The following is a 21,946-nucleotide window of genomic DNA, read 5'->3' as shown; positions in this document are numbered from 1 at the left end:
GGACGAATGAGAACGAAAAAACTGCAACCCACTCGCGAAAAAAATGCCTGTTCCTTTTCAAGACGTCCTATCGCCTTGTAATACGTAAAATTTTCATGTGGCCATTCGTCTGATCGGGATACCCCCCGAATCCGAGGAGCGCCTGTGTTTCCACTTTCCCGTCCCATGACCTGCGCTGGCCTGGCTGCCGCCCTTGTGGCCTTCAGCGGCGGCGTAGCAGCGCAGCCCGCCTCTGCCGATGCCAGTGCGCAGATCCGCCGTACCAGTTACGGGGTGCCGCACATCGTCGCCAAGGACGAGCGGGGCCTGGGCTATGGCATCGGCTATGCGTACGCCCAGGACAATCTGTGCCTGCTGGCCAACGAAGTGCTGACCGTCAGCGGCGAGCGCTCACGCTTTTTCGGTGCCAAGGGCAAGACCCTGGAGCAGCGTGACAACCTGGCCAGCGACCTGTTCTTCACCTGGCTGAACAGCCCCGCAGCGGTCAATGCCTTCTTGCAGGCGCAGCCGGCACCGGTGCAGGCACTGCTGGCGGGCTATGCGAGCGGCTACAACCGGGCGTTGGCCGAGCGCCGCCGCCAGGGTTTGCCCGCCGAATGCGGCCAGGGCGAGTGGGTGCGGCCGATCAGCAGCGAGGATCTGGTCAAGCTCACCCGCCGGCTGCTGGCCGAAGGCGGTGCAGGGCAGTTCGTCGAGGCACTGGCAGGGGCGCAACCACCTGCGTTGGCCAGCCAGCAGGCCCCGGCCGGCTTTGCCGCTGCGCTGGCGCGGCAAGAACGCTTTGCCACGGAGCGTGGCAGCAATGCGGTGGCCGTGGGCGCGCAGCGTTCGGCCAATGGCCGCGGCCTGTTGCTGGCCAACCCGCACTTTCCGTGGATGGGCGGCATGCGCTTCTACCAGATGCAGTTGACCATCCCCGGCCAGATGGATGTGATGGGCGCGGCATTGCCAGGCTTGCCGGTGGTCAATATCGGTTTCAACCGGCACCTGGCATGGACGCATACCGTCGACACCTCGAACCACTTTACCCTTTACCGTCTGCAACTCGACCCCAAGGACCCGACCCGCTACCTGCTCGACGGCAAGTCGCTGCCGCTGGCCCGGCAAACCATCAGTGTGGCGGTCAAGGCCGAGGATGGCAGCCTGAGCCAGGTGCAGCGGCAGCTCTACAGTTCGCAGTTCGGCCCGGTGGTGCAATGGCCGGGGCGCCTGGACTGGGATGCGCACACGGCCTACAGCTTGCGTGACGCCAACCTGGAAAATACCCGGGTATTGCAGCAGTGGTACCAGATCAACCGTGCCGACAGCCTGGCAGCCTTGAAGGGCTCGGTGGCGCAACTGCAGGGTATTCCGTGGGTCAACACGCTGGCCGTGGACGAAGGCGGCCGGGCCTTGTACCTGAACCAGTCGGTGGTGCCTTACGTCGACCAGCAGTTGCTCGATACCTGTAGCAACCCCAAGGCACAAGGGCGCATGGTCGTGATGGACGGCTCCCGTAGCGCGTGCCACTGGAAGGTCGATGCGCAGGCGGCGCAGCCGGGCATATTCCCGGCACGGCTGCTGCCGAGCCTTGAGCGCGAAGACTTCGTGCAGAATTCCAACGACCCTGCCTGGATGGCCAACCCGGCGCAGCCGCTGACCGGTTACTCACCTTTGGTCAGCCGCGACGACCAGCCGCTGGGCATGCGCGGCCGCTTTGCCCTGCAGCGCTTGCAGGGCACGGCGCTGTTGGGGGTGGACGACTTGCAACGCATGGTGACCGATGACGAGGTGTACCTGGCCAGCCTGGTGCTGCCAGACCTGTTGCAATGGTGCAAGGGTGCCGGTGTCGACGTACAGCCGGTTTGCAGCAGCCTGGCAGCCTGGAATGGCAAGGCCGACCTCGACAGTGGCATTGGCCTGGTGCATTTCCAGAACCTGTTCAATGCCCTGGCCGAGCATCCGGAAAGCTGGCGGGTGGCCTTCAACCCGGCTGACCCGCAGCACACGCCACGCGGCCTGGCAATCGAGCAGGCAGCTGTGGGCAAGCTGGTGCATGCTGCGGCGCTGGCTTCACTGAAACAGGTAAGGGAGAGCGGCATGGCGGGGGATGCGCGCTGGGGGCAGGTGCAACAGGCCATCAATGGCACGCCGGTAGCGGGAGGCCCGCAGGCACTGGGCGTGTACAACGCGATCTACAGCGTGCCGCATGGGCAGGGCAAGCGTCTGGTGGTCAGTGGTACCAGTTACTTGCAATTGGTCAGTTTTACCGACAAGGGGCCAGAAGCCCGTGGGCTGCTGGCGTTCTCGCAGTCGAGCGAAGCGGCTTCGGCGCATGCCAGTGATCAGACCAGGGCGTTTGCGGCCAAACAATTGGCGGTGATCCCGTTTACCGAGGCGCAGATCAAGGCCGATCCGCAGTATCGGGAAGTGCTGATCAGTGAGCGGGACAAGGGGGCGGTGGCCAACAGGCCCTGAGGCATTAGCCTGTGCTGGCCCCTTCGCGGGTTTACCCGCGAAGGGGTCGGTAGTACCAACGCTGCAATGTCAGGAAAACTCGAACGGCGCCAGCTGGAAGCCTTGCTCGTCAACCTGCAAGGCCCAGCCGCGGCGATCCCAGTCGCCCAGCACGATGCGCCGAGCCGGCTGCCCATCCACCACCAGCTTGTGGATCGCCGGCCGATGGGTATGGCCATGCACCAGCGTGCGCACGCCATGCGCCGCCATCACCTTCGGTACTTCGTCTGGCGTGACGTCGACAATCTCGGTGGATTTCATCCGCGTTTGCGTGCGGCTTTCGCTACGCAGCTTGCGCGCCAGCTTGTAGCGCGCCGAAAGCGGCAGGTGCCGCAGTATCCACAAGCTCAGCGGGTTGCGCAGCAAACGGCGCATCTTCATGTAGCCCAGGTCGCGGGTACACAGGGTGTCGCCATGCATCAGCAGCACCTGTTCACCGCCCAGCTCGATCACGCTAGGGTCGCGCAGCAATGTGCAGCCCGCGGCGTCGCAGAAGGCCTGGCCAATCAGGAAATCACGGTTGCCGTGCATCAGGTAGATGGCCGTGCCGCTGTCGCTCAGTTGGCGCATGGCCTTGCAGATCGACTGCTGGAACGGCGTCATGGCATCGTCACCGATCCACGCTTCGAAGAAATCGCCAAGGATGTACAGCGCCCTGGCATGGCGCGCGCGGCCGTCGAGCAGATCAAGAAACGCCCGGGAAATGTCCGGGCGTTCTTCTTGCAAGTGCAGATCGGAGATCAGCAGTATCACTCAATGATCTCGGCTTTCTCGATGATCACGTCGTCTTTCGGCACGTCCTGGTGGCCGGCCTTGGAACCGGTGGCGACTTTTTCGATGGCGTCGACCACTTCACGGCCTTCGGTCACTTCACCGAACACGGCGTAGCCCCAGCCCTGAACGTTCTTGCCGCTGTGGTTGAGGAAGTCGTTGTCGGAGGCGTTGATGAAGAACTGTGCCGAGGCAGAGTGCGGCTCCATGGTACGGGCCATGGCGACGCTGTACTTGGTGTTCTTCAGGCCGTTGTCGGCTTCGTTCTGGATGCTGGCACGCTTGTCGCGCTTCTCGTTCATGCCAGGCTCGAAACCGCCGCCCTGGATCATGAAGCCTTTGATCACACGGTGGAACACGGTGTTGCTGTAGTGGCCGGCGTTGACGTATTCGATGAAGTTGGCCACGGTGATCGGGGCTTTTTCAGCGTTCAGTGCAATGACGATGTCGCCGTGGTTGGTGGTCAGTTTGACTTTGGACATGCTGAAACTCGCTTTTTCAAGGCAATCGGGAATTAGGGTGCGCAGGGCGCCGGTTATCACCTGACGCAGGTTCAGGCGATCGCGACACATGGCGCGCACAGGCCATTTTGCCAGGCTGCGGCAAAAAGCCGTGATAAATCACGCCAGTTTGTCTGGCCGCGGCTGTCAGCAGCTTGACTGCTTCGGCTATGATAGGCCCTTTGATTCAATCGGCCTACCCAGGCCAGACACATGCATTCAAGGATCCTATGAGCAAGCCCACTGCCGACAACGCGCCCAACGCCGCTGCCAAAGGCGCCCCCGCTGTCCCTGCGAACTTCCTGCGGCCGATCATCCAGGCCGACCTGGACTCGGGCAAGCACAGCAGCATCGTCACCCGTTTTCCGCCGGAGCCCAATGGTTACCTGCATATCGGCCATGCCAAGTCGATCTGCGTCAACTTCGGCCTGGCCAAGGAATTCGGCGGCGTCTGCCACCTGCGCTTCGACGATACCAACCCGGCCAAGGAAGACCAGGAGTACATCGACGCCATCCAGAGCGATGTCAAGTGGCTGGGCTTCGACTGGGCCGGTGATGTGCGCTACGCCTCCAGCTACTTCGACCAGCTGCACGACTGGGCGGTCGAGCTGATCAAGGCTGGCAAGGCCTATGTCTGCGACCTTACCCCCGAGCAGGCCAAGGAATACCGCGGCAACCTCAAGGAGCCGGGCAAGAACAGCCCGTTCCGCGAGCGCAGCGTGGAGGAAAACCTCGACCTGTTCGCCCGCATGAAGGCCGGCGAGTTCAAGGACGGCGAGCGCGTGCTGCGGGCCATGATCGACATGGCATCGCCGAACATGAACCTGCGCGACCCGATCCTGTACCGCATCCGCCATGCCCACCACCACCAGACCGGTGACAAGTGGTGCATCTACCCCAACTACGACTTCACCCATGGCCAGTCGGACGCCATCGAGGGCATTACCCACTCGATCTGCACCCTGGAGTTCGAAGGGCATCGTCCGCTGTACGAATGGTTCCTCGACAACCTGCCGGTACCGGCGCACCCGCGCCAGTACGAGTTCAGCCGCCTGAACCTGAACTACACCATCACCTCCAAGCGCAAGCTCAAGCAACTGGTCGATGAAAAGCACGTCGATGCCTGGGACGACCCGCGCATGTCGACCTTGTCCGGCTTCCGTCGCCGTGGCTACACCCCGGCCTCGATCCGCAATTTCTGCGAAATGATCGGCACCAACCGTTCCGACGGCGTGGTCGACATGTCGATGCTCGAATTCAGCATCCGTGACGACCTGGACCGCACCGCACCACGCGCCATGTGCGTGCTGCGCCCGCTGAAAGTGGTCATCACCAACTACCCGGAAGGGCAGGTCGAGCAGCTTGAACTGCCGCGCCACCCCAAGGAAGACATGGGCGTGCGCGTGCTGCCGTTTGCCCGTGAACTGTACATCGACCGCGACGATTTCATGGAAGAGCCGCCCAAGGGCTACAAGCGCCTGGAGCCTGCCGGTGAAGTGCGCCTGCGTGGCAGCTATGTGATCCGCGCCGACGAGGCCATCAAGGACGCCGACGGCAACATCGTCGAACTGCGCTGCTCGTACGACCCGCAAACCCTGGGCAAGAACCCCGAAGGCCGCAAGGTCAAGGGCGTGATCCACTGGGTGCCGGCCGCAGGCAGCGTCGAATGCGAAGTGCGCCTGTACGACCGCCTGTTCCGCTCGCCGAACCCGGAAAAGACCGAAGACGGCGGCAGCTTCCTCGACAATATCAACCCGGATTCGCTGCAAGTGCTCAGCGGTTGCCGTGCCGAGCCGTCGCTGGCCCAGGCGCAACCCGAGGACCGCTTCCAGTTCGAGCGCGAAGGCTACTTCTGCGCCGACCTGAAAGACAGCCAGCCGGGCCGCCCGGTGTTCAACCGCACCGTCACCCTGCGTGACTCCTGGGGCAGCTGAGGAACCGCCGTGCTTACCATCTACAACACCCTGAGCAAAGCCAAGGAAACCTTCAAGCCGCTGGATGGCAACAAGGTGCGCATGTACGTGTGCGGCATGACCGTGTACGACTACTGCCACCTGGGCCATGGCCGCAGCATGGTGGCCTTCGACCTGGTCACCCGCTGGCTGCGCAAGAGCGGCTACGACCTGACCTACGTACGCAATATCACCGACATCGATGACAAGATCATCAATCGGGCCAACCAGAACGGCGAAACGTTCGATGCGCTGACTGCCCGCATGATCGATGCGATGCACGAAGACGAGCGTCGCCTGAACATTCTGCCGCCGGACCAGGAGCCGCGTGCCACCGACCATATCGCCGGCATGCACGCAATGATCCAGACCCTGATCGACAAGGGCTATGCCTACGCCCCGGGCAATGGTGACGTGTATTACCGCGTCGGCAAGTTCGTCGGCTACGGCAAGCTGTCGCGCAAGAAAATCGAAGACCTGCGCATCGGTGCGCGTATCGAGGTCGACGAAGCCAAGCAGGACCCGCTGGACTTCGTGCTGTGGAAAGGCGTCAAGCCAGGTGAGCCGAGCTGGGAATCGCCATGGGGGCCGGGCCGTCCGGGCTGGCATATCGAGTGTTCGGTGATGTCGACCTGCTGCCTGGGCGAGAGCTTCGACATCCACGGCGGTGGCAGCGACCTGGAGTTCCCGCACCACGAGAACGAGATTGCCCAGAGTGAGGCGGCCACCGGCAAGCAGTACGCCAACGCCTGGATGCACTGCGGCATGATCCGCATCAATGGCGAGAAGATGTCCAAGTCGTTGAACAACTTCTTCACCATCCGCGACGTGCTTGAAAAGTATCACCCGGAAGTGGTGCGCTACCTGCTGGTGGCCAGCCACTACCGCAGTGCGATCAACTATTCCGAAGACAGCCTGCGTGACGCCAAGGGTGCGCTGGAGCGGTTCTACCACGCCTTGCGCGGCTTGCCACGGGTGGCGGCCAAGGGCGGCGAAGCGTTTGTCGAGCGTTTCAGCGTGGCGATGAACGACGACTTCGGTACCCCCGAAGCCTGCGCTGTGCTGTTCGACCTGGTGCGCGAGATCAACCGCCTGCGTGACAGCGATGCGGTAGCTGCCGCCGGCCTGGCCGGTCGCCTGCGCGAGTTGGGCGATGTGCTGGGTGTGCTGCAGCTGGATGCCGATGACTTCCTGCGGGCCGGTGCCGAGGGCAAGGTGGATGCGGCCGAGGTCGAGGGTTTGATCCAGGCGCGCCTGCAGGCGCGTACGGACAAGAACTGGGCCGAGTCGGACCGCATTCGCGACCAGCTGACCGCCATGGGTGTTGTGCTGGAAGACAGCAAGGGCGCTACTACCTGGCGTCTGGCTGACTGATCCAGCAAGTGGGGCCGCGTTGCGGCCCAATCGCCGGCAAGCCAGCTCCCACAGGTACACCATCGCCTTTGAGGCCTGCGCTGTACCTGTGGGAGCTGGCTTGCCGGCGATTGGGCTGCAAAGCAGCCCCAATGGTTATTTGGCTAGCCCGGCCAGTGGACAATGTAATACCAGCTTCGCTCCACCCAACGGGCTCTCGCCAATCTCCAACCCGAACCCATGCAAGTCGACGATCGCCGCAACGATCGATAACCCCAGCCCGAACCCGGCATGGCGGTGGCCTTCATCGCTGCGATAGAAGCGCTTTAACACCGCGGTTCGTTCTTCTTCCGGGATACCCGGCCCACTGTCCTCGATCGCTACATGCACGCCGTTCTCGTCATGCGTGGCGGTTACCTGCACCTGCCCGCCTTCGGGCGTGAACTTGATGGCGTTGCCCACCAGGTTGGCAAGTGCTTCAAACAGCAGTTCACGGTCACCGTGCAGTGCCGGTAGCTGAGCAGGTTGGTGCAATACCAGATGGATGCCGCCATCTTCGGCCAACGGCAGGTAAAAATCGTGCAGTTCTACCAGTAGCTCATGCGGATCGAGCTGGACAAAACCGGCCCGTCGTTGACGGTCTTCCAGCTCGCTGATGCGCAACAGCCCACGAAAACGTGCCATCAGGGTGTCGGTCTCACCGATAGCCTGGTCCAGCGCCTCGGCCTGCATGGAATCAGCGTCACTCTGCTGGCGAATGCGGTACAGCTGGGCGCGCAGGCGGGTCAGCGGGGTGCGCAGGTCGTGGGCAATGTTGTCACACACGCCCTTCACCTCGTGCATCAGCCGTTCGATACGGTCGAGCATGGCGTTGACGATGGCAGCCAGCATGTCCAGCTCGTCGCGCCGGGCCGACAGCGGCAGGCGGTGGGTGAGGTCGCCGGCGACGATCAGCTCGGCCTGGGCCTGAATGGCGCGTATGCGCTTGAGCGGCCGGCGGCGCAACAGGTACCAGCCGGCGAAGCCCGGGATGAGCGTCAGGGAAATGCCCCACAGCAGAGCATCGAGAATGATCCGGGTGACCACGAACAATGAGCCGTTATCACGGAACAGTACCAGCCAGCGGCCATCCTGGATCCTGATTGCCACTGCATCGCAGCTGTCGCGAGGCATGCGCGGGTCATCGGCATCCAGGCAGCGCTTGAGTTCATGGATCTTGCCGTCCAGCCGCAGCTCCGGGGGCACGGCGCGCACGCTGCCGCCAAGCGGGTTGAGCTGGGCGTCAAACAGGCCGTAGGCGTCGAAGCTGCGTTCTTCGAAGGCCTGGCTGGCGATAAGCGCGTCGTCCAGCTGTTTGCCGCTCATGTGCGCGAACAGGTGATGGCGCTGCAGCATCGAATGACGGGTGAGCTTGTTCAGATAGCTGGACACCTCGAAGTACAGCACCCCCATGAGGATGCTGCTCCAGGCCACGAACAGAAAGCTGTACAGCGCCAGCAGGCGGCTGGTCGAGGAGCTCCAGCCTTTAGACGGGTTCAGCAATGGCATAGCCCGAGCCCCGTACCGTACGGATCAGCGGCGACTGGCCGGGCGAGTCGATTTTCTTGCGCAGGCGGCCGATATGCACATCGATCAGATTGGTGCCCGGGTCGAAGTGGTAGCCCCACACCTCTTCGAAAATCATCATCCGCGTGATGACCTGACCGCTGTGACGCATCAGGTATTCCAGCAGCTTGTACTCGGTGGGCAGCAGGTTCAGGGCTTGCTCGCCGCGCCTTGCTTCGTGGCTGATCAGGTCCAGTTGCAGGTCGGCGACCTGCAGGCGGGTCTGGGTCATGGGCACGCTGTTGCGGCGCAGCAAGACCTCCACCCGCGCCGCCATCTCGTCGGAGGCAAACGGCTTGGTCAGGTAGTCGTCACCGCCGGCACGCAGGCCACGCACCCGCTCGTCGACATCCGAGAGGGCGCTGATCATCAGGATCGGCGTGGTGATCTTGAGGCTGCGCAGGGTGGTGACGATGGTCAGCCCATCGACCTCGGGCAGCATGCGGTCCAGGGTGATCAGGTCGTAGCCGCCGGCAATGGCCTTGGCCAGGCCTTCACGGCCATTGTCGGCCCAATCCACCTCAAGGCCGTGGCTGGAGAGTTCGGCGACGATTTCCTGGCCGGTGACGGCGTCGTCTTCGATGGTCAGTACGCGAGGCATGCTGGTTCCCGGGCATCTAATAGAGACTGGATTGTGCCAAAGAATAGACAACCGCCGATTTAAGAAAAATTCATCTGGCACATTAGCCTGCACCGGCCCTGTCGCCGGCCAGGCATGAGCAAGCAGTTCAGCGTGCGCCAATCCCTTCGGCATGCATGATCTGCGCAATGATCGGCACCGGGGTCATCAGGTGCGAGCGCATCATCGCGCTGGCGCGCTTGGCATCGCGGGCCAGGAGCACCTCCACCAGCGCGGCATGCTCCTGGCGCTTGAGCTCCAGCGCCTGTTCGGAGAACACCGTCTGCGTCAGCCACAGATGGCGATAGCGCTCCGCCTGGTCAAACAGGTAAGTACGTGCCTGCAGCAGGTGCTTGGAGCCGCAACCCGAGGCAATGGCAGTGTGAAACGCCTTGTGCCGTTCGTCCCACACATCCAGGCGCTGTTCGCGGGTTTTCACTTCCACCACCTTGGCCAAGGTATGCGAGTGGGCCAGCACCGACGCCTCCCAGGCATCGTCACCGCGTTCGATGGCCAGGGCGATGATCATGGCCTCCAGATTGGCGCGGGCATCGTAGATGTCGTTCATCTCGTCCAGCGACATGGGCGCCACGCGGTAGCCTTTCTGGCTGATCGCGTTGACCAGGTGTTCGGCCACCAGTTGCGACAGCGCCTCGCGCAGGGGGCCCACGCCGAGGTCGTAGCGGTCCTTTAGGGCGCTCATCAACAGCTTTTCGCCTGGCTTGAACACGCCACGGATGATGTCCTTCTTGAGCCTCTCATACCCGCTGAATGCTGAGTTTTGTCGTGGGGCGAGCGCTTCCAAGATCCTGTTCCTCAAAACGTTTTGCCGATCATACCGAAACCGATGGCTGGCGAAAAACAATGGACAATCTCAAATAACGTAGTCGAATTATAAAAATGTAGACATTTTCAGTGAATGGCGATATTTTTGCTTTGCCCGCACTGATCCAGGTCACCACCGGACGGCGCCTTCCACCTTTTTGCCAGGACCCTGCCATGAACGCTTTTACGCAAATCGAAGAACTTGTCATGCCGCTCCCGCTCGAACCGCGTGGTTACACTCTGGCGCCTTCGAAACAGTCGCCGCGCCTGCTTGAACTGACCTTTGCCAGGGAAACCGTGGAAGCGTTCGTGCAGGCAGCCGCGCAATGGCCGGTCCAGGCGCTGGAGTACAAGTCGTTTCTGCGTTTTCGGCTGGGCGAAATCCTCGACGAGCTGTGCCACGGCACTTTGCGCCCGGTATTGCTGAACACCATCCTCGACCGCGCCACTGGCGGCATGCTGATTACCCCACTGGGCCTGGATGACGTAAGCCAGGCCGAGGACATGGTCAAGTTCACCACTGCGTGTGCACACCTGATCGGCCGCTCCAACTACGACGCCATGAGCGGCCAGTTCTACGCGCGCTTCGTGGTGGTCAACAGCGACGATTCCGACAGCTACCTGCGCCAGCCACACCGGGTCATGGAGCTGCACAACGACGGCACCTTCGTGAACCAGATCACCGACTATGTGTTGATGCTGAAGATCGACGAAAGAAACATGGAAGGCGGCAACTCGCTGCTGCTGCACCTGGACGACTGGGAGCAGTGCGAGGAATTCTTCCGCCACCCGATGGCCCGCCGTGAAATGCGCTGGACCGCGCCACCGAGCAAGAAAGTGGCTGAGGATGTGTTCCATTCGGTATTCGACACCGATGGCGAAGGCCGCCCGACCATGCGCTACATTGACCAGTTCGTGCAGCCGGAAAACTACGAGGAAGGGATCTGGCTGAACGCCTTGTCCGAATCGCTGGAAGGCAGCGACAAGAAGGTGTCGGTACCGGTGGGGGTGGGCAGCTTCCTGCTGATCAACAACCTGTTCTGGCTGCATGGGCGCGACCGCTTCACCCCGCACGATGGCCTGCGCCGCGAACTGATGCGCCAGCGTGGATACGTCGCCTTCCCCAAACCGCTGTACCAGCGCGGGCAATGATGACAGGGCGCGGGGCGGGCGCCTGCCTGCGCGTTTTTGCACAACAATGATGCAGCCAGGGCCCGCGCGGGCCCTGGCCGGCAACCAGGCAATGCCTGCGTGTGAGGTAAGGCTGTGTACGACTTCATTATTATCGGTGGCGGCATCGTGGGCATGTCCACGGCCATGCACTTGATCAAGCTCTACCCGGACGCGAAGATCGTGCTGCTGGAGAAAGAGAGCGGCCCGGCCCGTCACCAGACCGGGCACAACAGCGGCGTGATCCACGCCGGCGTGTATTACACCCCCGGTAGCCTCAAGGCGCGCTTCTGCCTTGAAGGCAACAAGGCCACCAAGGCCTTCTGCACCCAGCACGGTATTCGCTTCGATGAGTGCGGCAAGCTGCTGGTGGCCACCAACGACCTGGAAATGCAGCGCATGAAGGCGCTGTGGGAGCGTACCGAGGCCAATGGCCTGGAGCGCTACTGGTTGTCGTCGGCCGAGTTGCGCGAGCGCGAGCCCAATATCGTGGGCATGGGCGGCATCTTCGTGCCCTCCAGCGGCATCGTCAATTACGCCGAAGTGACCGCTGCCATGGGCGTTGAATTCCAGCGTGCAGGCGGCGAAATTCGCTATGGCGCGGAAGTGGTGGGGCTGAAGGAGCTGGCCAGCGAAGTGATCGTGCACACTCAGGGCGCCAAGCCCGGCGATGAACTGCGTAGCCGCTTCCTGGTGACCTGCTCGGGCCTGATGGCCGACCGCGTGGTGAGCATGCTGGGCCTGCGCACCGAGTTCGTGATCTGCCCGTTCCGCGGCGAGTACTACCTGCTGCCCAAGCAGCACAACCAGATCGTCAACCACCTGATCTACCCGATTCCTGACCCGTCGATGCCGTTCCTGGGCGTGCACCTGACGCGCATGATCGACGGCACCGTCACCGTCGGCCCCAACGCCGTGCTGGCGATGAAACGTGAGGGCTATCGCAAGACCGACGTCAGCCCCGGCGACCTGTTCCAGACCCTGACTACCCCCGGCATCCTCAAGGTCCTGGCGAAAAACTTCCGCCCGGGGATGATCGAGATGAAGAACTCGCTGTTCAAGGGCGGGTACCTCAAGCAGGTGCAGAAGTACTGCCCTGGCATCACCAAGGCCGACCTCACGCCATATCCTGCCGGGGTGCGTGCCCAGGCGGTGTCGCGTGACGGCAAGCTGATCGATGACTTCCTGTTCGTCAACACTGCGCGCAGCGTCAACGTGTGCAACGCACCGTCGCCGGCTGCCACTTCGGCCATTCCGATTGGCGCCTACATCGTCGACAAGGTGCGCGAGCAAGTCAGCCTGCAAGGCGGCAACACACCCAAGGCAGACCTGGCCGCCAGCCAGCGGGCTGCCAGCTGATACACCGTTCTGCGGTTTCGTTTTACTCAACCCGAACTGCCCTACTCACCATTTAGGGCAGGGCGGGCTTTTTCGCGCCTGCGTCGGTCCCGTGCAGCCGGCGGCCCCTTCGCGGGCATGACAAAAATAACAAGGTAGCGCCATGCAAACCCACAAGAACAACTTGAGTCATGGATTGAAATCACGGCATGTCACCATGCTGTCCATCGCTGGCGTGATCGGTGCCGGCCTGTTTGTCGGCTCCGGCCGCGCGATTGCCGAAGCTGGGCCGGCAACCATTCTGGCCTATATCCTGGCCGGGGGCCTGGTGGTCCTGGTGATGCGCATGCTCGCGGAAATGGCGGTTGCGTCGCCGGACACCGGTTCGTTCTCCACCTATGCCGACCTCGCCATCGGCAAATGGGCCGGCTACACCATCGGTTGGCTGTACTGGTGGTTCTGGGTGCTGATCATCCCCATCGAAGCCAGTATCGCGGCCACCATCATCAACTCCTGGGTGCCGCAGTTCGAGATCTGGGTGTTGTCGCTGGTGATCACCTTGCTGCTGACTGCCACCAACCTGTTCAGCGTGAAGAACTACGGCGAGTTCGAGTTCTGGCTGGCGCTGGTGAAAGTGGTGGCCATCGTCGCCTTCATCGCGCTTGGCGTGTGCGCCATTTTCGGCCTGCTGCCAGGTTCCGGCGTCAGTGGTGTTTCGCGCCTGTGGGAACAGGGTGGCTTCATGCCCAACGGCTTCGGTGCTGTGCTCAGCGCCATGCTGATTACCATGTTCTCGTTCCTCGGCGCCGAGGTGGTGACCATTGCTGCGGCCGAGTCCAACGAAGCAGGCAAGCATATTTCCAAGGCCACCAACTCGGTGATCTGGCGGATCACCCTGTTCTATGTCCTGTCGATCTTCATCGTCATTGCCCTGGTCCCCTGGACCGACCCGCGCCTGGCAGGTGAGGGCTCCTACTTCGCGGTGCTGGACACCCTCGGCGTGCCAAATGCCAAGGCCATCATCGACTTCGTGGTGCTGACCTCGGTCACCAGCTGCCTCAACTCGTCGTTGTACACCGCCTCGCGCATGGTCTACTCATTGAGCCGCCGCGGTGACGCCCCGGCCTGTGCCCAGGTCACCAGCCGCAGCGGCACGCCAGTGGTTGCGGTGCTGCTGTCCACGGGCGCCGCGTTCCTGGCGGTGATCGCCAATTACCTGGTCCCGGCCAAGGTGTTCGGCTTCCTGATGGCCAGCTCCGGCGCCATTGCCCTGCTGGTCTATCTGGTCATTGCCATTTCCCAGCTGCGCCTGCGCAAGCGCCTGACCGCCCAGGGCAAGACGCTGAGCTATCGCATGTGGCTGTTCCCGTGGCTGACCTGGGCGGTAATCCTGTTCATCAGTGGCGTGCTGGTGCTGATGCTGCTGCGCCCCGACCATCGTCTGGAAGTGGTGTCGACCATGGTACTGGCGGTGTTGGTGGTGTGTTCGGGGCTGCTGGTCACCCGCCGTCGGGCGCGTGCGCTGGCTGTTGGCGGCGTGGGGCAGGGCGCGTGATGCGCCTTGGTTGAAGACAGACGAGCAAGTCGCATCCGGCTGTGAGAGGATGTCCGCCATTACAGCCAGGACCCCGAACCCAGCCTGATGAAGACACCCAAAAGAATAGAGCCCCTGATCGAGGACGGCCTGGTCGACGAAGTACTGCGACCGTTGATGAGTGGCAAGGAAGCCGCTGTGTATGTGGTGCGTTGCGGCACCCAGGTGCGCTGCGCCAAGGTTTACAAAGAAGCCAACAAGCGCAGTTTCCGCCAGGCCGCCGAATACCAGGAAGGCCGCAAGGTGCGCAACAGCCGTCAGGCCCGGGCCATGGCCAAAAGCACCAAGTATGGTCGTAAAGAGGCCGAAGATGCCTGGCAGAACGCCGAAGTGGCGGCGCTGTTCCGTCTGGCCGGCGCCGGTGTGAGGGTGCCCAAGCCCTACGATTTCCAGGACGGCGTGTTGTTGATGGAGCTGGTAACCGATGCCGATGGCGATGCGGCCCCACGCCTGAACGATGTGCACCTGGAGGCCGAAGAGGCGCGTGAGTTCCATGCTTTCGTCATTCGCCAGATCGTGCTGATGCTGTGCGCCGGGCTGGTGCATGGCGACCTGTCCGAGTTCAACGTGTTGCTGGGCCCCGACGGGCCGGTGATCATCGACCTGCCGCAGGCGGTGGATGCAGCGGCCAACAACCATGCCTTCAGCATGCTGCAGCGCGATGTGGACAATATGGCCCACTATTTCGGGCGCTTTGCCCCGGAATTGAAAACCACCCGCTATGCGCAGGAAATGTGGGCGCTGTTCGAGGCCGGCAAGCTGCTGCCGGACAGCCTGCTGACAGGCGAGTTTGCAGACGATGAGCATGATGCCGACGTGGACGGGGTCATGCGCGAGATCGACGCGGCCCGGCTGGATGACGCCCGCCGCCGTGCGGCGCGGGCCGAAGCCGAGCATGGGCCGGCCAAGGCAGAAGAGCCGACGCCGCCCTGGTTGCAGTGATGTGTCACCTGGGCTGGCCTCTTCGCGGGTAAACCCGCTCCCACAGGGACTGCACATCCCCTCGAGACATGTGCAGCACCTGTGGGAGCGGGTTTACCCGCGAAGAGGCCATCGCAGGCAATCACCCACCCACGACACTCATGCTTTTGACGCAAGACAATATCTCGTCATTTAGCCTTTTCACGGGCTCAAGACAGGCATAAGGTATACGCCGTTCAAATTCCCTGGAGCTGTCATGTCCAACCAATTCCCGTCCGTTCGTCCGCGCCGCCTTCGCCAGAACGAGTCCCTGCGCACGATCTTCCAGGAAACCGAGTTTCGCCTTGAAGACCTGATCCTGCCGATCTTCGTCGAAGAAGGCATCGATGACTTCGTGCCGATCACCAGCATGCCGGGGGTCAACCGTATCCCGGAAAAACTGCTGGCCCAGGAAATCGAGCGCTACGCCCGTGCCGGCATCAAGTCGGTGATGACCTTTGGCGTGTCGCACAACCTGGACGCCACTGGCAGCGACACCTGGAACGAAAACGGCCTGGTGGCGCGCATGGCGCGCACCATCAAGGACACCGTGCCGGAAATGCTGGTGATGTCCGACACCTGCTTCTGCGAATACACCAGCCACGGCCACTGCGGCGTGCTGCACGAGCACGGTGTGGACAACGACGCCACCTTGGCCAACCTGGGCAAGCAGGCGGTCATCGCCGCTGCGGCCGGTGCCGACTTCATCGCCCCCTCGGCCGCGATGGACGGGCAGGTGCAGGCTATCCGCAGCGCGCTGGACGGCGCAGGCTTCCACGACACGGCGATCATGGCGTACTCCACCAAGTTTGCCTCCTCGCTGTATGGCCCGTTCCGTGAAGCAGGTGGCACCGCGCTGAAGGGCGACCGCAAGAGCTACCAGATGAACCCGATGAACCGCCGCGAAGCGGTGCGTGAATCGCTGCTCGACGAGCAGGAAGGGGCGGACGTGCTGATGGTCAAGCCGGCCGGTGCCTATCTGGACGTGATCGCCGACATCCGCGCCGCTTCGCGCCTGCCGCTGGCGGCTTACCAGGTCAGTGGCGAGTACGCGATGATCAAGTTCGGCGGCCTGGCCGGCGCCATCGATGAAGGCCGGGTGGTGCGGGAAAGCATTGGTGCGATCAAGCGTGCCGGTGCCGACCTGATCCTGACCTACTTCGCCATGGACCTGGCCCGCGAAGGCATCTGAAGCCAGGACACCGGCAATACAAAGGCCGCTGCAATTGCAGCGGCTTTTTTTATGGCGGTGTCGATGTGCCGCCAGGTCCCCGCACAAAAAATCAGTAAGCGCTGAATTATTTAGTGTCCCGTTGTATCTGATCCCATAGAGCATTCATCGACAGGGATACAGGCATGAAATCTCGCAAGAAAAGCGTCCAGCCAATCAGGCTGAAGGACATCACCATCGTCGACGACGCCAAGATGCGTAAGGCGATCACCGCAGCTGCACTGGGCAATGCGATGGAGTGGTTCGACTTCGGCGTCTACGGCTTCGTCGCCTATGCGTTGGGCAAGGTGTTCTTCCCCAACGCCGACCCCAGCGTGCAAATGATCGCGGCGCTGGCCACGTTCTCGGTGCCGTTCCTGATCCGGCCGCTGGGCGGGCTGTTCTTCGGCGCCTTGGGTGACCGCTTCGGGCGGCAGAAAATCCTCGCTGCCACCATCGTCATCATGTCGCTCAGCACGTTCGCGATCGGCCTGATACCGTCTTACGCCAGCATTGGCATCTGGGCGCCGATCCTGCTGCTGCTGGCCAAGATGGCCCAGGGCTTTTCAGTGGGGGGCGAGTACACCGGCGCGTCGATCTTCGTCGCCGAGTACGCCCCGGACCGCAAGCGCGGGTTTCTCGGCAGTTGGCTGGACTTCGGCTCGATCGCCGGCTTTGTGCTGGGCGCCGGGGTAGTCGTGATGATCTCCACCATCCTTGGCGAAGAAAAGTTCCTTGAATGGGGCTGGCGCCTGCCGTTCTTCCTGGCCTTGCCGCTGGGCCTGATCGGCCTCTACCTGCGCCATGCGCTGGAAGAAACGCCAGCGTTCCAGCAGCACGTGGAAAAACTCGAGCAAGGCGACCGCGAAGGCCTGGCTTCAGGCCCCAAGGTATCGTTCAAGGAGGTGGCCACCCAGCACTGGCGCAGCCTGGTGACCTGCATCGGCGTGGTGATCGCCACCAACGTCACCTACTACATGCTGCTCACCTACATGCCCAGCTACCTGTCGCACAACCTGCATTACAGCGAAGACCATGGCGTACTGATCATCATCGCGATCATGGTCGGCATGCTGTTCGTACAGCCCATCATCGGACTGATGAGCGACAAGTTTGGCCGTCGCCCGTTCATCGTGGTGGGCAGCGTGGGGCTGTTTGCTTTGGCCATTCCGGCCTTCATGCTGATCAACAGCGGCGCGCTTGGACTGATCTTCTCGGGCTTGCTGATCATCGCGGTGCTGCTGAACTTCTTCATTGGCGTGATGGCGTCGACCTTGCCGGCGATGTTCCCTACGCACATCCGCTACAGCGCCCTGGCCAGCGCCTTCAACATTTCGGTACTGATCGCCGGCCTTACCCCGACCCTGGCGGCCTGGCTGGTGGAGAGCAGCGGCGACCTGTACATGCCGGCGTACTACCTGATGGTGATCGCCGTGATTGGCCTGGTCACCGGCCTGACCATGAAGGAAACCGCCAACAAGCCGCTGCGCGGCGCGGCGCCGGCGGCATCGGACATCGAGGAAGCGCGCGAGCTGCTGCAGGAGCACCACGACAACATCGAGCAGAAGATCGAAGACATCGACGAGCAGATTGCCGAGCTGGAGGCCAAGCGCAAGCTGCTGGTGCAGCAGCACCCGCGCATCGACTGATCAGCGCGGCATGCAGCCCCGCGTGCAAGTGCGCGGGGCATGGCCCGTGGGGACTCAGGGCTGGAGTTTTTCGCGGGCCAAGGTGCCCTTGATGGTGCGTTCCACCACGTCGACCAGCACCATGGTCTGGTGATCGACCTCGATATTCAGCAGCTCGCCGGCCTTGTAGCTGGCGAACGTGGTCTGGCGCAGGGTTTCCGGGATCAGGTTGATGGTGACCACATTGTCGTCGACATCGGCGACGGTCAGGCTGCAACCGTTGACCCCGATGAAGCCGCGCGGGAACACATATTTTCCCCATTCCGGTGGCATGCGAAACGTGATGAAAGCGCCGGTTTCCTTGATCGACAGTTCGACAATTTCGGCGGTGGTAGCGATGTGGCCTGCCATCAGGTGGCCGCCGACTTCGGCGTTCATCTTCGCCGAACGTTCAATGTTGACGCCCTGGCCGGCCTTCAAACAGCGCAGGTTGGTGCGCTCGAGGGTGGCGTTCATGGCGTCGAACCTGACCTGCGTGCCATCGATTTGGGTAACCGACAGGCAGGTACCTTCGACACTGACGCTGGCGCCGATCTTCAGCTCGTCGAGCAGTTCGGGTGTGAGGTCGATGGTGAACTGGTTGTGGCCCGGGTAGCGGGTCACATCAAGCAGCGGGCGGACGGCCTGGACGATGCCGGTGTACATGGAGTTGCTCCTGGGCACGGATATGGAAAACATCAGGAAGCTATGCCCGTGGAGCTGTAAATGCAAGTTGCCTGTACGGGCATCTTCGCGGGTAAATCCGCTCCCACAGGTATTTCTCACAGGACTTGAAACCTGGGCAGTCCGATTTAGGAGCGGCTTTAGCCGCGAAGAGGCCAGCCCAGGCAGCGAGTACTAGAACTTCACCTGCCACTGCCCAACCACCGCATGGTTGCGGCTGTTGCTGCCCAGTTCACCGCTGTACCCCAGGCCAATGCTCTGCCGCGCACTCAGCCCCAGGTCCAGCCCTGCCTCGACCAGCAAGCTGTCCCGATCAATGGCGCTGCCTTCGACACTGAACGCATCGCCCCCGGCGATGAACGCCTGCCGCGTACGGGTATCGATGCTGCCGTAGGTGTGACGCCAGCCCAGGGTCGCCCGGGGCGTCACGCTCATGCCGTTGTCCAGCTGCGCCAGGTGCGCCAGGTGCGCCAGGCGCACGCCGAAGGTGCTGCTGAGGTTGTCCTGGGTATCGGCGTCCACTGCCAGCGCCGCGTCACCGCCTTGCTCGCGATAGCTGTCGCGGTGGTAGCGCTGGTAGCCAAGGTTGGCGAACGGCTCGGCACCCAGGCGGCCGCTGCCCATGGCATAGCCCAGTTCGACGAAGGCTTGCTGGCTGTCGGCATCGTAGTCACCCTTGAGGCGCTCGTTGAAGCCGACGAACGCCACGTCGCGCTTGCTGTCACCGTCGTGGCTGCTGTACGCGGCGCCCAGGCGCAGCGCCAGCGGGCCGCTTTGGCGCTGGGCGTAGACGCCGGCGTGCCAGCTGCGCACGGTGCCATCCAGGCCGGTGCTGTCCAGGCGGGTACGCGAATAACCACCTAGCAGGCCCAGGCGCCAGTCGCCAGCCAGCGCCCAGTCGATCCCCAGCACAGCGCCGCCGGTGCGTTGTACCAGCGCACTGGCACCATGGCTGCCATCGACCTTGCCGTAGCTGCCCAGTGCCTGCCCCCACACCCGCCCCTGGGCGGTCGGATCGTTCAGATTACGTGCCTCGCGCGGCACGCCGGTGGCAGCCAGGGCAGGGCGGTCGCCGTCGCTCAGGCCCACCAGCAGGCTGCTACTGCTGCCCATCGCGCGCACGGCCCCCAACATGCTGCTGCCGACCTGCGCCGTGCTGGCCAGGGTGGCTGCCGCCAGGTTGGCGGTGTTGCTGGCCGAAAGCTGCTCGATGGCATTGCCAGCCCCGGCCGTGGTGGTGCCGAGCACGGCGTTGTACAGGTTGCTGTTCTGTCCGAGGCTGGCCAGGCTGCGCGCGGCGCCAGCAGCGTTGCCAGACTGTGCGTAGTGCTCGAAAGCCACGTCGTTGCGGCTGTAGTCCAGGCCCACTGCAGTGCTGCTGTAGCTCAGGGTCGGGGTGAGGAAGGCATAGTCGCTGCTGACCTGGGCAAAGGTGCCGTTCACCGCACCGGCAGTCAGTACGGTGTAGTGGCTGTGCCACGGGTATTCACCGGCGCTTGGCTGCACGCGCAGGGTCGCCCCATCGAGGTTGGCCGTGCCACTGACGCTGATTGGCGCGCTGCTGCCATCGGCGTTGACGCCGTACACCAGGCTCGACCCCTGGCCGAAGCTCAGGTCACCCGCGACCGCGGCGACACCCATGCCGGTGTTGGTCAACAGGGTGCCGTCCACTTGCAGCCCACCGACCGAGCCACCACCGGCATAGGTGGCGCCTTGCTCGATCAGCAACTCGCCGAGGATGCTGCCCTGGTTGACCAAGGTGGCGCCGGAGGTCACCACGCCGCCCTGGCTGAAGTCGTCGACGCTGCTCAGGGTCCAGCTGCCACCGCTGACCCTGAGGGTCTCGAAGTTGGCGCTGTTGCCGAAGCTGCCAGTGCCGTTCAGGGTCAGCTCATCGATACCCTCGCCGCCATCGACCAGGCCGTGGAATACGCCGCCGGTCAGCACCGTCAGGCTGTCGTTGCCGGCACCCAGGCTCAACGCCAGGCCGTTGCCGCCGCTAATGGTGCCGCTGTTGGTCACGCTGTCGTCGTACTCGCCGATCAGCTTGATACCAAAACCGCTTTCGCCTTCGATGCGCCCGGCGTTAGCGAGGGTGGTGGCGGCCACCCCGGCACCCTCGGCGCCGTCATCGACGAGGATGCCGTTGTCGACACTGCGAATCACCCCGGTCGCCGTGTTGACGATGCTGCCTCCACCCATGGCAATGCCTTCGCTGCCGTTCGGCCGGCCACCACTGTCGACGCCCTTCGCCCCCAGACCCTGAATGGTGCCGGCGTTGTACACATGGCCGATGTTGTCGATATCGACGCCGTCACCGTCACCATTGATCTTGCCATCGGCGATGGCGCCGGTGATGGTGCCCCAGTTGTACACCGTGCCGCTGCCGTCCGAACCGAAGCCCGAGCCGTTGCGCCCGGTAACGCTGGCGCCTTCGTAGTTGTAGAGGGTGGCATCGGTCTTCAGGTCGACGCCATGGCGGTCGGCGCTGATGGTGCCGTGGTTGTAGACAGTCACACCGGTGGAGTTGCCGATCTTGATGCCGTCCCATTTCTGGTCCTGGCCGTTCTTGTCCTGCGGCGCGGTGTCGGTGTAGATCAGCCCATAGTTGGTCACTGTGGCATTGGAGCCGGTCTTGATCGCATCGTTGCCCACGGCATGAATCATCCCCGTGGTTTCATTCACCAGGGTGGTCGTGAAGGCCGGGTTGTTCAAGGTTTCCAGGTCGATGGCCTGGCCCTCGACGGTGGACGCGATAGTGCCGGCGTTGATAACGCTCAGGCTGCCACCGGCGGTGGGGTTGGTCTGGAAGCGCAGGCCATCGTTGGTGCCCTGGATCAGCGCCCCGGTCCGGTTGGTGATCTGGTAATGGCTGAGATCTTCGCCGTGGTCCTTGGTGTCGATACCGCGGCCATCGGTAGAGCGGATGATGCCGGCGTTGTCGAGGGTCAGCGTGGCACCGCTGGTGTGCTTGGGCAGGACCACGCCGTCGTCATTGCCGGCAACGATGCTGCCGTTGGCGGTTACCTGCAAGGTGTCGGCCTTCTTCAGCTCCAGCGTATCGGTGGTGGCGCTGTCGATCTGGTAGGCCTTGGCCAAGGCAACAGGGGCGAAGGCGGCGCAGGCCAGGGCGACGCACAGGGCCAGGCGGTTGGGCGTGAAATGCATTGGGCGACCATGGGTTGTCGTTCAGGGGCGCCCA

General features: G+C 63.0%; 16 protein-coding genes. 9 read left to right on the top strand and 7 right to left on the bottom strand.

Features of this window, described 5'->3' with window-relative positions:
* The first annotated feature begins 144 nt into the window (after positions 1 to 144).
* Positions 145 to 2,457, top strand: a complete 2,313-nt coding sequence (gene pvdQ, locus AC5O5R_RS15160) for a bifunctional acylase PvdQ (RefSeq protein ID WP_494514511.1) — start codon at positions 145 to 147, stop codon at positions 2,455 to 2,457.
* Positions 2,458 to 2,526: 69 nt separating this feature from the next.
* On the opposite strand, the gene AC5O5R_RS15155 is transcribed toward pvdQ, so the two are convergent.
* Both AC5O5R_RS15155 and AC5O5R_RS15150 read right to left on the bottom strand, forming a co-directional pair.
* Positions 2,527 to 3,249 carry a UDP-2,3-diacylglucosamine diphosphatase gene (locus AC5O5R_RS15155; protein ID WP_172227573.1) on the bottom strand — a complete coding sequence of 241 codons (723 nt, stop codon included), beginning with the start codon at positions 3,247 to 3,249 and terminating at the stop codon, positions 2,527 to 2,529.
* Positions 3,246 to 3,749 (bottom strand): peptidylprolyl isomerase, encoded by a 504-nt coding sequence (locus AC5O5R_RS15150; protein ID WP_172227575.1) that lies wholly within the window; start codon positions 3,747 to 3,749, stop codon positions 3,246 to 3,248. The genes AC5O5R_RS15155 and AC5O5R_RS15150 overlap by 4 nt, the downstream gene beginning before the upstream one ends.
* A 248-nt stretch (positions 3,750 to 3,997) precedes the next feature.
* Here AC5O5R_RS15150 and AC5O5R_RS15145 point away from each other — a divergent pair, with 248 nt between their 5' ends.
* Positions 3,998 to 5,701 carry a glutamine--tRNA ligase/YqeY domain fusion protein gene (locus AC5O5R_RS15145; RefSeq protein WP_172227577.1) on the top strand — a complete coding sequence of 568 codons (1,704 nt, stop codon included), beginning with the start codon at positions 3,998 to 4,000 and terminating at the stop codon, positions 5,699 to 5,701.
* 9 nt (positions 5,702 to 5,710) lie between these two features.
* Positions 5,711 to 7,093, top strand: a complete 1,383-nt coding sequence (gene cysS / locus AC5O5R_RS15140; RefSeq protein WP_172227579.1) for a cysteine--tRNA ligase — start codon at positions 5,711 to 5,713, stop codon at positions 7,091 to 7,093.
* Between the two features lie 135 nt (positions 7,094 to 7,228).
* On the opposite strand, the gene AC5O5R_RS15135 is transcribed toward cysS, so the two are convergent.
* From AC5O5R_RS15135 to csiR, 3 genes are all read right to left on the bottom strand, one after another.
* Complete coding sequence (locus AC5O5R_RS15135) at positions 7,229 to 8,620, bottom strand: sensor histidine kinase (protein ID WP_494514510.1); 1,392 nt, start codon at positions 8,618 to 8,620, stop codon at positions 7,229 to 7,231.
* On the bottom strand, positions 8,598 to 9,278 hold the full coding sequence (locus AC5O5R_RS15130; protein ID WP_172227583.1) for a response regulator transcription factor: 681 nt from the start codon (positions 9,276 to 9,278) through the stop codon (positions 8,598 to 8,600). The genes AC5O5R_RS15135 and AC5O5R_RS15130 overlap by 23 nt, the downstream gene beginning before the upstream one ends.
* 127 nt (positions 9,279 to 9,405) lie before the next feature.
* Positions 9,406 to 10,101: a DNA-binding transcriptional regulator CsiR gene (gene csiR, locus AC5O5R_RS15125; RefSeq protein WP_172227585.1), complete on the bottom strand. Its 696-nt coding sequence runs from the start codon at positions 10,099 to 10,101 to the stop codon at positions 9,406 to 9,408.
* A gap of 194 nt (positions 10,102 to 10,295) precedes the next feature.
* Between csiR and glaH the strand changes: the two genes are divergently transcribed.
* The 6 genes from glaH to proP all read left to right on the top strand — a co-directional run bounded on the left by glaH (position 10,296) and on the right by proP (position 18,042).
* Positions 10,296 to 11,273, top strand: a complete 978-nt coding sequence (gene glaH / locus AC5O5R_RS15120; RefSeq protein WP_172227587.1) for a glutarate dioxygenase GlaH — start codon at positions 10,296 to 10,298, stop codon at positions 11,271 to 11,273.
* A gap of 114 nt (positions 11,274 to 11,387) precedes the next feature.
* The gene (gene lhgO / locus AC5O5R_RS15115; RefSeq protein ID WP_172227589.1) at positions 11,388 to 12,650 is read left to right on the top strand and encodes an L-2-hydroxyglutarate oxidase; all 1,263 of its coding nucleotides are present in this window, start codon (positions 11,388 to 11,390) and stop codon (positions 12,648 to 12,650) included.
* Between the two features lie 142 nt (positions 12,651 to 12,792).
* On the top strand, positions 12,793 to 14,184 hold the full coding sequence (gene gabP / locus AC5O5R_RS15110) for a GABA permease (RefSeq protein ID WP_494514509.1): 1,392 nt from the start codon (positions 12,793 to 12,795) through the stop codon (positions 14,182 to 14,184).
* Positions 14,185 to 14,271: 87 nt separating this feature from the next.
* Positions 14,272 to 15,165 carry a PA4780 family RIO1-like protein kinase gene (locus tag AC5O5R_RS15105; protein WP_172288344.1) on the top strand — a complete coding sequence of 298 codons (894 nt, stop codon included), beginning with the start codon at positions 14,272 to 14,274 and terminating at the stop codon, positions 15,163 to 15,165.
* 235 nt (positions 15,166 to 15,400) lie between these two features.
* Positions 15,401 to 16,375, top strand: coding sequence for a porphobilinogen synthase (hemB, locus tag AC5O5R_RS15100; RefSeq protein ID WP_172232191.1), 975 nt, complete (start codon positions 15,401 to 15,403; stop codon positions 16,373 to 16,375).
* Between the two features lie 164 nt (positions 16,376 to 16,539).
* Positions 16,540 to 18,042, top strand: coding sequence for a glycine betaine/L-proline transporter ProP (gene proP / locus AC5O5R_RS15095; RefSeq protein ID WP_172232188.1), 1,503 nt, complete (start codon positions 16,540 to 16,542; stop codon positions 18,040 to 18,042).
* A gap of 54 nt (positions 18,043 to 18,096) precedes the next feature.
* Here proP and AC5O5R_RS15090 read toward each other — a convergent pair whose 3' ends face one another.
* Positions 18,097 to 18,726, bottom strand: a complete 630-nt coding sequence (locus AC5O5R_RS15090) for a riboflavin synthase subunit alpha (protein WP_494511087.1) — start codon at positions 18,724 to 18,726, stop codon at positions 18,097 to 18,099.
* A 192-nt stretch (positions 18,727 to 18,918) separates the two neighbouring features.
* A complete protein-coding gene (locus tag AC5O5R_RS15085; RefSeq protein ID WP_172219673.1) occupies positions 18,919 to 21,912 on the bottom strand; it encodes an autotransporter outer membrane beta-barrel domain-containing protein in 2,994 nt (997 codons plus the stop codon).
* Positions 21,913 to 21,946 lie beyond the last annotated feature (34 nt).

Source organism: Pseudomonas sp. 8_5_2 (genome assembly GCF_059295255.1).
This window is presented reverse-complemented; position numbering and strand designations above follow the sequence as displayed.

Excerpts from the sequence above, each read along its gene's own strand:
- AC5O5R_RS15150 (WP_172227575.1), bottom strand. The coding sequence starts at position 3,749 with ATGTCCAAAGTCAAACTGACCACCAACCACGGCGACATCGTCATTGCA.
- AC5O5R_RS15145 (WP_172227577.1), top strand. The coding sequence starts at position 3,998 with ATGAGCAAGCCCACTGCCGACAACGCGCCCAACGCCGCTGCCAAAGGC.
- AC5O5R_RS15135 (WP_494514510.1), bottom strand. The coding sequence starts at position 8,620 with ATGCCATTGCTGAACCCGTCTAAAGGCTGGAGCTCCTCGACCAGCCGC.
- AC5O5R_RS15130 (WP_172227583.1), bottom strand. The coding sequence starts at position 9,278 with ATGCCTCGCGTACTGACCATCGAAGACGACGCCGTCACCGGCCAGGAA.
- glaH (WP_172227587.1), top strand. The coding sequence starts at position 10,296 with ATGAACGCTTTTACGCAAATCGAAGAACTTGTCATGCCGCTCCCGCTC.
- gabP (WP_494514509.1), top strand. The coding sequence starts at position 12,793 with ATGCAAACCCACAAGAACAACTTGAGTCATGGATTGAAATCACGGCAT.
- AC5O5R_RS15105 (WP_172288344.1), top strand. The coding sequence starts at position 14,272 with ATGAAGACACCCAAAAGAATAGAGCCCCTGATCGAGGACGGCCTGGTC.
- hemB (WP_172232191.1), top strand. The coding sequence starts at position 15,401 with ATGTCCAACCAATTCCCGTCCGTTCGTCCGCGCCGCCTTCGCCAGAAC.
- proP (WP_172232188.1), top strand. The coding sequence starts at position 16,540 with ATGAAATCTCGCAAGAAAAGCGTCCAGCCAATCAGGCTGAAGGACATC.
- AC5O5R_RS15090 (WP_494511087.1), bottom strand. The coding sequence starts at position 18,726 with ATGTACACCGGCATCGTCCAGGCCGTCCGCCCGCTGCTTGATGTGACC.
- AC5O5R_RS15085 (WP_172219673.1), bottom strand. The coding sequence starts at position 21,912 with ATGCATTTCACGCCCAACCGCCTGGCCCTGTGCGTCGCCCTGGCCTGC.